The 9,261-nt window shown below is 70.3% G+C and carries 8 protein-coding genes; 5 read left to right on the forward strand and 3 right to left on the reverse strand.

Features of this window, described 5'->3' with window-relative positions; translation table 11 throughout:
• Positions 1-46 precede the first annotated feature (46 nt).
• The gene (locus tag Q0A33_RS03250) at positions 47-1,276 is read left to right on the forward strand and encodes an amidohydrolase (protein WP_291793063.1); all 1,230 of its coding nucleotides are present in this window, start codon (positions 47-49) and stop codon (positions 1,274-1,276) included.
• Between the two features lie 195 nt (positions 1,277-1,471).
• On the opposite strand, the gene Q0A33_RS03255 is transcribed toward Q0A33_RS03250, so the two are convergent.
• Positions 1,472-2,737, reverse strand: a complete 1,266-nt coding sequence (locus Q0A33_RS03255; RefSeq protein WP_291793045.1) for an acyltransferase — start codon at positions 2,735-2,737, stop codon at positions 1,472-1,474.
• 266 nt (positions 2,738-3,003) lie between these two features.
• On the opposite strand from Q0A33_RS03255, the gene Q0A33_RS03260 reads away from it, so the two are divergent.
• Genes Q0A33_RS03260 through Q0A33_RS03275 form a run of 4 tightly spaced genes read left to right on the forward strand, consistent with a single transcriptional unit; the run spans position 3,004 to position 7,427 of the window.
• On the forward strand, positions 3,004-3,708 hold the full coding sequence (locus tag Q0A33_RS03260) for a GntR family transcriptional regulator (protein ID WP_291793049.1): 705 nt from the start codon (positions 3,004-3,006) through the stop codon (positions 3,706-3,708).
• A complete protein-coding gene (gene solA, locus Q0A33_RS03265) occupies positions 3,695-4,849 on the forward strand; it encodes an N-methyl-L-tryptophan oxidase (protein ID WP_291793051.1) in 1,155 nt (384 codons plus the stop codon). Before Q0A33_RS03260 ends, solA begins: the two co-directional genes overlap by 14 nt.
• Positions 4,846-6,279, forward strand: coding sequence for a sodium:solute symporter family protein (locus Q0A33_RS03270; RefSeq protein WP_291793053.1), 1,434 nt, complete (start codon positions 4,846-4,848; stop codon positions 6,277-6,279). Before solA ends, Q0A33_RS03270 begins: the two co-directional genes overlap by 4 nt.
• Positions 6,276-7,427, forward strand: coding sequence for an FAD-binding oxidoreductase (locus Q0A33_RS03275; RefSeq protein WP_291793056.1), 1,152 nt, complete (start codon positions 6,276-6,278; stop codon positions 7,425-7,427). Before Q0A33_RS03270 ends, Q0A33_RS03275 begins: the two co-directional genes overlap by 4 nt.
• A gap of 86 nt (positions 7,428-7,513) precedes the next feature.
• Here Q0A33_RS03275 and Q0A33_RS03280 read toward each other — a convergent pair whose 3' ends face one another.
• The gene (locus Q0A33_RS03280; protein WP_291793058.1) at positions 7,514-8,518 is read right to left on the reverse strand and encodes an aldo/keto reductase family protein; all 1,005 of its coding nucleotides are present in this window, start codon (positions 8,516-8,518) and stop codon (positions 7,514-7,516) included.
• A 203-nt stretch (positions 8,519-8,721) separates the two neighbouring features.
• On the reverse strand, positions 8,722-9,261 hold a 540-nt coding region (locus Q0A33_RS03285; RefSeq protein WP_291793060.1), incomplete at its 5' end, for an ImmA/IrrE family metallo-endopeptidase.

Raw genomic sequence — 9,261 nt, forward strand, 5'->3', positions numbered from 1 at the left:
ACCATCCACAGCACAGAGGAACCCCCGCACGGAGGAGACGAAGCCCATGTCCCTGCCCACCGCCCTCATCACCGACCTCGACGCAGGCCTGCCGGCGCTCGAACGTCTCTACCAGGAGTTCCACGCCCATCCGGAGCTCTCCATGCAGGAGCACCGGACCGCGGAGCGGATCGAGGCCCATCTCGCCGCACTGGGCCTCGAATCGCAGCGATGCGGCGGCACCGGCGTGGTGGCCGTGCTGCGCAACGGGGAGGGGCCGGTGGTCGCCTTCCGTGCGGACACGGACGGCCTTCCCATCGAGGAGCGCACCGGACTGGACTACGCCTCCACCGCCACCGGGGAGCTGCCGGACGGGACGGTGACCCCCGTCATGCACGGCTGCGGCCACGACACCCACATCAGCGCGGGGCTGGAGATCGCTCGGCTGCTCACCGCGCACAGGGAGGCGTGGGCGGGCACGGTGGTGTTCCTGTTCCAGCCGGGTGAGGAGACCTCCGCGGGGGCCGTCGCGATGGTCGAGGACGGGCTGTGGGACAGGGTCCCCGCGCCCGAGGCCGTCTACGGCCAGCACGTGTGGCCGGGCACCGCCGGCACGGTGAACATCTCGCGCGGCACCGCCATGGCGATGGCGGACTCCCTGGAGGTGACGGTGCACGGCCGGCAGGCGCACGGCTCGCAGCCCGAGGCCGCGATCGACCCGATCGTCCTGGGCGCCCACATCGTCACACGCCTGCAGACAGTGGTCTCGCGGGAGATCGGCGGTGCGGACATGGCGGTGGTGACGGTGGGTACGTTCCACGCGGGCACCAAGGAGAACATCATCCCGGACAGCGCGGTCCTCAAGCTCAACATCCGCACCTTCGAGCCGCCCGTCCGTGAGAAGGTGCTCGCCGCGGTGCGGCGCATCATCGAGGGAGAGGCTGCGGCCTCGGGCGCTCCTGCTCCGGAGATCTCCGAGATATACCGGTTCCCCCGGTGCTTCAACGACGAAGCCGAGGCCTCCGCGGTGATCGAGGCGCTGCGCGGGGAGCTGGGCGAGAGCAGCGTGAACGTCACGGCACCTGTGACCGGGAGTGAGGACTTCGGGGTCTTCGCGGATTCGCTCGGGGTGCCGGGCGTCTACTGGTTCTTCGGCGGATACGCGCAGGAGACGATGGAGGTGGGGCACCCGGGCGGCAACCACTCGCCGTTCTTCGGCCCGGACGACGTCCCCACGACGCTGCGCACCGGTGTGCGCGCCGGCCTCACAGCGCTGCTCACGCGCCTGGGTGCATGAGAACGGTTGCCGACATCGTTCACGCGGAGGCGGCTGCAGGACCACGCGCGCGGGTGTGTGGGAAGGACCCCGGCGCCGTCCGCCCGGAAGCCGATGCAGGACCACGCGCATAGGCGCGTGAGGGCGGCCGGGTGAGCCGGCCTCGGGAGCGGGTGCCCGAGGCCGGAGACGTGAGCGGGACTGCTCAGCAGTGCCTCACCCCAGGAGGCGGCGTGCGTGGGGGAGACGTCCCCACAGCAGGCTCGCGGTGAGGGAGACGGCGAAGCATCCGAGCCAGCCGCAGAGGAAGAGCGCCGTCGTGGCGAGGAGCCCCCAGTCGAGGGGGAAGAGTGCACCGAACCAGGCGTCGATGAGGAAGACATGGACGAGGAAGGCGCCGAACGAGGCGCCCGCGAGGCGTGAGAGGAGCGGGCTGCGGCGAGCGGCGGTCACCGCAGCGGCACGCTCGCCGGTGAGGCTCCGTCCGTCAGTGGGACTCTGTGCGCCGCCGAGGCCGTTCCGACCGCCGAGACCCCTCCGACCGCCGAGGCCGTCGCCTCCCAGGACGTCGCCGCCTGTGACCGGGCCGGAGCCGCGGGCGCCGCGCCACACCGCGGCGATCAGGAGGATCACACAGACGCCCAGGACCGGGGTGAGCGGATTCGCGTTCTCGATGGGGTAGTGGACGCGCGTCTCCCAGAGGAACACGAGCGCCGAGGCACCCGCGAAGACGATGCCCGCGGCCCAGCATGCCCAGCGGGGCAGCCTCAGCGATCCCACGCTGTGGATGAGGATGCCGCCGGCGGTGAAGTAGACGACCGCGTACGTCGTCACTCCCCATCGCCAGCCGCCCAGGTCCAGTCCCGTCGCGTGCTGCACCAGCTCGAACAGAACCGCGCCGCCGGAGAAGAGGAGGCCCAGCAGGGCGAGGCCCCACGGCCGCTTCCCGCGGAGGAGCAGCACGGCCGCGCCGAACAGCGTGATGAGCGGGATGTACAGATACAGGTACCAGAGGTGGTAGCCGGGCCCTGTCGCGCTGAAGGGGAGCTGCACGAGCGTGCCGCGGACGTCCACCTCGTCCCAGGCGACCATCTTGTAGACGCCCAGGTATGCCAGGGACCAGAAGGCCAGCGGCACCGCGTGCCGGACGATCCGTCCGAGCATCGTCGCCTGGTCCCGGGGTGGTGCGCCCGCCAGCACGGCCCATCCCGCTATCGCGAAGAACATGGGCACGGCCCACGGGTTCACGGCCTCGGCCAGGTGACCCACGAGGTACGCGGCGGAGTCCTGGTGCTCGTCCTGCGTACGGCGGATCAGCGTGCCCCCGGCGTGGCCGAGCATCACGGTGAGACAGGCGGCCAGGCGCAGGAGGTCGACGTCACCCCGGTAGGCACGGCGTCCCGGTGCCTCGCCGGCGGCGTCCCTCCCGGGTGAGACTCCGCCGGGAGCGGGGAACGACTGCGGGGCGTGAGGGCGGGACATCGCTTCGCTTTCCGGTGGGGACACGGTGACGCGGGCAGCGCGGCCGGAAGGACGCGGGGTGCCCGGGATCCCGGGCACCGTACCTGCGGAGTGTGGCGGGAGGGTGAAGCGCCGGTGTCCCTCCGGTGGCGCGGACGACGTCACTCAGCATCACTGACGAGGCCGCTGTCGGCCCTGACGGGAGCTGTGGGCCGGCGGCGTCTCGGAGTAAAAGACAGCTCCTTCAAAGCATTGTCATTACAAATCGATGTGTCTAGTCTCACGTCATGGCGAAGCACACGGAGATCCGCGACTGGATCGAGGGCGAGATCCGCTCCGGCCGGTTGGCGGTGGGGGACCGGCTGCCGACAGAGGCGGAGCTGCGGGAGATGTTCGGCGTGAGCCGGAACCCCGTGCAGAAGGCGATGACGGGGCTCGTGGAGGCCGGAATCGTCACGCGGCGCCGGGGTGCCGGCACACGCGTGGCCTCCACCGGCCTCCGGGGCAACATCCTGCGGACGCTCGACACCCAGCTGACCGAGCCGGAGGTCGCGGGCGCGCACCGGGTGGACGGCGTCCGGGTCGCCACGGCGGCCTCGTTCCCGCTCGCGGCGGGCGTGCTGGACCCGGGTGCGCCGCTGGCGGAGCTCGTGCGGACCAAGCTCGACACCTCCGGCGCTCCCATCGCGCTGGAGCGCTGCGTCGTCGACCTCACCCAGGTGCCGGACCTCCTCGACCAGGACCTCGTGCACCTGACGACCACCGCGCACTACATGGCGCGCGGAATCGCCGACCGGCACGTGTCGTCGACGCTGACGGCCGTGCACCTGGACGCCGCGGACGCAGCGCTGCTGGGTGTCGGTGAGGACACCCCGATCCTGCGCCAGGTACGGACGATCCAGATCGCGGAGAGGACGCCGCTCGAGATCGCGGAGTTCCTCTTCCATCCCACGAACATCACCATGGAGGTGAGCCAACTTGAACCCGGATGAGAAACGACGCGTCGCAGTGGTGGGCGCCGGAGTCATCGGAGTGATGAGCGCCTGGCAGCTGGCCGAGCGCGGCTTCGACGTCACGGTCTTCGACCAGTGGAACACTCCCAACGACAGGGGCGCCTCGGCAGGGGAGTCCCGGATCTTCAGGACCGTGTACAAGGAGGGCGCGGAGTACGTCCCGCTGCTCCGGAAGTCGCTTCAGCTGTGGCGGCGACTGCAGGAGAACCAGAGCACGAAGGTCCTGGAGATGTGCGGCGGCCTGATGATCGGGCACACCTGGCAGGCGGACGTCGCGGCGGTCATCGACTGCGCGCAGCAGACGGGACTGGAGCATCGCGTCCTCAGCACGGCGGAGATGGCGGAGGAGTACCCGCAGTTAGGCCTGGATGAGGGGGAGGTGGGCGTCTACGACCCGGGCGCCGGCGTGTTCCGGCCCGAGCTCGCCGTCCTCGCCGCACGGAACGAGGGCATGCGGCTGGGCGCGGCCTATCGGCCCTACACGCGGGTGCTGGGCATCCGGCCCGTGCGCAGCGGCGTCATGGTCGACACCGCGGACGGGCCCGAGGCCTTCGACACCGTCGTCGTCGCCACCGGCCCGTGGGTGAATGAGCTCAGCGGCCTGGGGCGGGACCTCGTGGTGCCGCGGCGGCTGGTGGCGGGCTGGTTCCCCGCCAGGGACGTGCCCCTGCACCAGCCGGCGCGGATGCCCATCTCCATCCGGCGGCATGAGGAAGGGGGCTTCTCCTGCTTCCCCGTGCTGGACGGTGCGGCGGTGAAGATCCTCCCGCACCACCTGCCGTGGAAGGACCTGGACGCTCCGGAGGACCTGCCGCGCCTCGTCGAGCCGGAGACCGTCCGTGCGGCGGAGCGAGCCGTGGAGCGGCTCATGCCGGGTCTGGAGCCCACCGCGATCCGGGTCTCGACGTGGACGGAGGGCTTCGCCGTCGACGAGACGCCGGTGGTGGGCCCGTCGCCGGTCGACGACCGGATCCTCCTGGCCGTGGGCATGTCCGGGCAGGGCTTCAAGTTCTCGCCCATGGTGGGGTCGGTCATCGCGGACTACGCGCAGACCGGCAGCTCGGATGACGCCGTCGCCGTGATGGACTCACTGCGCTTCAGCAGAGGGGAGCGGTCATGAACGTCGGAACGACGGTGCTCATCGGGATCGCCTCGCTGGTCGTCATCGGCATCGGCGCGCTGATCGCCTTCCTGGTGGGGCGCAGACACAACTCCGAGGCCGACTGGATCGTGGGAGGCAGGAGCCTGCCCGTCTACGTCCTCGCATTCACCCAGTACGCCACGGCCGTGGGCGGCGGCGTCCTCGTGGCCCATGTGGGCATCGCCTATTCATGGGGCTTCTCCGTGTTCTGGTACGAGGCCTTCGTGGTGGTGGGGATGCTCGTCATCGCGCTCTTCGCCAACTGGCTGCGCAGCCGCCGCTTCAGCACGATCCCGGAGGTGTTCACCCGGCTCTACGGTGAGCACAAGGTGATGATGACCATCGTCGCCCTGGCGGTGATCATCGTGCCGTTCGGCTGGCTGGCCACGCAGTTCGTCGCCTTCGCGAACCTCTTCAGTCAGGTGACGGGTGTCCCGTTCGCGCCGCTCATCGTCGCGATGGCGCTCATCAGCCTCCTCTTCGTCCTGCCCGGCGGTCTCACCTCCGTGGCCTGGTCGGACTTCTTCTTCGGCGTCTTCATGATCGGCGCCTCGATCGTCGTCGCCGGCTATGCCGTGTATTCGGCCGGGGGCTGGGGGACCATCGTCGAGCAGGTGCCGGACGAGCTCTTCGCCATGCCGGAGGGGCTCGCCGCCGCAGGCTGGACGACCATTCTGCTGTGGCTGTTCGCCATCCTGCCGGGCACGCTCACCAATCAGCTCTACTACCAGCGCGTCTTCGCCGCGAAGTCCGGCAGGGAGGCCCGCACGGGCATCTACCTGAGCGCGGTGATGGTGCTCATCGCGGGCGGATACGCCCTGGTGATCGGCCTCGCGGTCCGGGCGATGAACCCGGGGCTGGGCGAGGACGGGCGAGAGGAGGCGGCCGGGTGGTTCCTGGCGCACGTGCCCGTGTGGCTTCTGGCGATCTACGGGGCCTTCCTCATGGCGACCATCGTCTCGACCACCGGTTCCGCCCTTCAGTCCGTCGTCGCCAACATGATCAACGATCTGCGCAACGCGTTCGTGAAGAAGCCCACCGACGAGCGCACGCGTGTGCGGCTCTCTCGCTGGTGCACCGTGGGTGTGACGCTCGTGGCGGCGGGGCTCGCGATCATCTACCCCAAGGCGCTCGACTGGCTCGTGGCCACCTATGCGTACTCCGCCTCGATCCTGGCCGTTCCGCTGCTCCTGGGCATCGTCCTCAGCGGCCGGTGGGCGGTCAGCAGAGTGGTCGCCTATGCGTCGATGGCCGCAGGTGTGATCGGATGTGCAGGGGCGCATGTGCTGGGAACCACGGTGCCCTATGCCGTGTTCGGCATGGTCGCGAGCCTTTTCGGATACTGCATCGCGCTGCTCGTCGTCCGTCCTGGTCCCGCCCGTAGAGAAGAGGAAGTGATCCATCAGTGAAGATCTGCGTCATCGGTGCCGGTGTGCTCGGTCTGTCCATCGCCCATGAGCTCTCCGCGGACGGCCATGACGTCACCGTCGTGGAGAGGGAGCATCCGTTCGCCGGGGCCAGCCATCGGTCCTTCGCCTGGATCAACGCGAACAGCAAGTTCCCGTCGTCCTACCACCGGATCAACGCGGAGGGCATCGAGGCACATCTGGCGCTTCAGGAGCGGCTGTCGACCGGCCGGCGGTGGATGCACCGGAGCGGCTGCCTCCTCGTCGACCACTCCGAGGAGCGGCCGGCCACCTACGCCCGCCGCATCGAGGAGGCGGAGGCGGAGGGTTATCCGGTCCGTCGCGTGGATGCGGACGAGCTGAGGCGACTGGAGCCGGCGGCCGTCTGGCCCGGGGACGTGGACGGGGCGCTGCTCTACTCGAGCGAGGGCTACCTCGACAATGACATCTTCGGTGAGGTCCTGCAGGCGGAGCTCGCCCGGCGCGGGGTGGAGATCGAGATCGCCGAGGCCGTGCGCATCGACAGCGATGAGTCCGGTGCCGTGCTGCATCTGGCCGACGGCTCGAGCCGCAGCTTCGACCGGGTGGTCGTGGCGGCGGGGGCGGCTTCGGGCGCGCTCGCGGAGGCCTCGGGCTTCCGCATCCCGGTGGCGGATCTCAGCCAGGCGACGGTGCGGACCCACAGCCTGCTGGGGCTCACCCGGCCCACGGACGTGGATCTGCGCCACGTGCTCATCTCCGACCGCTTCAATGTGCGGCCGCGCCATGACGGCAGGCTCTGGGTGCAGGTGCCCGAGGTGGAGCCGCGGGTGGCGGAGGGGGAGTCCCCGGAGCTGCTGGCGGAGGTCGCCGAGGTGATGGCGGGGGAACTCGAGCGGCTGTTCGGCAGGCCCGTGGAGATGGAGAAGGTGATCTTCAGCGGCAGGAGCTTCCCGGAGGACGGTCACTCGATCATCGGCTTCGTGGACGAGGGGGAGAAGGTCTACTGCGCGGTGACCCACAGCGGGATGACGCTGGCGGCGCTGTTCGGTGCGCTGACGGCGCAGGAGCTGCGCGGTGAGGAGTCCGCACTGCTCGCGGACTTCCGGCCGTCCCGGTTCGATGGGGGAGTCGCCCGGGCAGATGACTCCTACTTCATCGGGAAGCAGTGAGCGCGAGGCGGCGCTGAGTATGACGGCGGCGCCGGTATCCACGCTCTGTGGGTGCCGGCGCCGCCGTTGTGTGTGAGCCCGCCGGTTCAGCTGGGACGGGTGGCGGGGGAGACCGTCTTCGCGGGGTCGCGTTCGGCCAGGGCGCCCACGGCCTCGTCGATCGCCGCGAGCACATCCGCCTCGAGCTTCACCCCTGCCGCCTCGGCATTGGACTCGATCTGCTCCGGGCGCGAGGCCCCCACGAGCGCCGAGGCCACGTTGTCGTTGGCGAGCACCCAGGCGATGGCCAGCTGCGCCATGGTCAGGCCCAGGTCTGCGGCGATGGGTTCGAGCTTCTCGATGGCCCGGAGGTTCTCCTCGGAGAGGAACTTCTCGATGGCGCGTGCGCCGCCGTGCTCATCCGTGGCGCGAGAGCCTGCCGGGAGCGGCTGCCCCGGCTTGTACTTGCCGGTGAGCGCGCCCTGGGCGATGGGCGACCACACGATCTGGCTCACGCCCAGCTCGCGGCTGACGGGCACCACCTCGGCCTCGATGACGCGCCAGAGCATGTTGTACTGCGGCTGGTTGGAGACCAGCTGGAAACCCAGCTCCTTCGCCAGTGCGTGACCGGCGCGGATCTGCTCCGCGGACCACTCGGAGACGCCGATGTAGAGGGCCTTGCCCTGGCGGACCACGTCCGTGAACGCCTGCATCGTCTCCTCGAGCGGCGTCTCGTGGTCGTAGCGGTGCGCCTGGTAGAGGTCCACGTAGTCCGTCTGCAGGCGGGACAGGGAGCCGTTGATCGACTCCATGATGTGCTTGCGGGAGAGGCCGGAGTCGTTGTGGCCCTTGGGGCCGGTGGGCCAGTAGACCTTGGTGAGGATCTCCATGGACTCCCGGCGCTCGCCGGCCAGCGCTTCGCCGAGGACGGACTCCGCGACGGTGTTGGCGTAGACATCAGCGGTGTCGAAGGTGGTGACGCCGGCGTCGAGGGCGGCGCGGACGCAGCGTGCCGCGGTCTCGTTCTCCACCTGCGAGCCGTGCGTGAGCCAGTTGCCGTAGGTGACCTCGGAGACCTTGAGGCCGGAGTTGCCCAGATAGCGGAATTCCATGGGTGCTGCCTTTCCGCCGCGGGAGCCGCGGCTGTGTGAGGGCGTGCTGGGAACCAGCAGTCAGAATCGTCGAGCGCGTCCTGGTGCATCCAGAATCTCATGGCCCCAGTCGGCGGAGCGACTGCACCACCGTCGGGAGCCAGCCCGTCGGCGGAGCTCGGCCGGTCGGTGGTTCAGCCGGTCAAGAGGGCACGGCCCGCCGGTCAGCGGACCACGCGCAGCCGAGGCGGTGAGGCGGCCTCGGGCGCGGGTCCTCCGCTCGTGGAGCGGCCGGCGTCCCCGCCGTGTGCAGGGTCCCCGCCCGCCCGCGACGCCGTCAGCGCATGGCCGAGCGTGAGCCCGTGGACCTCCTCTGCTGCCACCCCCAGCGCTTCGCCGATCTCCTCCGTTCCCAGACCGTGCTTCTCACGCAGGCGGGTGAGGACGGTCGAGAACACCCGGGAGCGCTCGTGCGGGAGGCCGCCCGGCTCGCCGGTCCGGTAGCCGCGGGAGGCGAGTTCGCCGGCCGTCGTCCGGTAGGACCACTCCGTCAGCGCTCCGGTGGTCCGCAGCCGGTACGCCAGAGCGACGGCGGAGACGCGGAAGCGCCCCTTCGCCTCGAGGATCGATTCCACGGCGGGCTCGCGCCCCAGCACGGCGGAGATCTCCGCCGCCGGCAGCAGGAATGCGGAGGCGAAGTGGTCCGCCTCCCGCTCGATGTCCGTGATCGCGCCCTCCTCCGTGCCGGAGCTGGAGTGGAGCAG

Source organism: Brevibacterium sp. (genome assembly GCF_022712115.1).
Lineage (GTDB): Bacteria > Actinomycetota > Actinomycetes > Actinomycetales > Brevibacteriaceae > Brevibacterium > Brevibacterium salitolerans.

Excerpts from the sequence above, each read along its gene's own strand:
- Q0A33_RS03250 (WP_291793063.1), top strand. The coding sequence starts at position 47 with ATGTCCCTGCCCACCGCCCTCATCACCGACCTCGACGCAGGCCTGCCG.
- Q0A33_RS03255 (WP_291793045.1), bottom strand. The coding sequence starts at position 2,737 with ATGTCCCGCCCTCACGCCCCGCAGTCGTTCCCCGCTCCCGGCGGAGTC.
- Q0A33_RS03260 (WP_291793049.1), top strand. The coding sequence starts at position 3,004 with ATGGCGAAGCACACGGAGATCCGCGACTGGATCGAGGGCGAGATCCGC.
- Q0A33_RS03270 (WP_291793053.1), top strand. The coding sequence starts at position 4,846 with ATGAACGTCGGAACGACGGTGCTCATCGGGATCGCCTCGCTGGTCGTC.
- Q0A33_RS03280 (WP_291793058.1), bottom strand. The coding sequence starts at position 8,518 with ATGGAATTCCGCTATCTGGGCAACTCCGGCCTCAAGGTCTCCGAGGTC.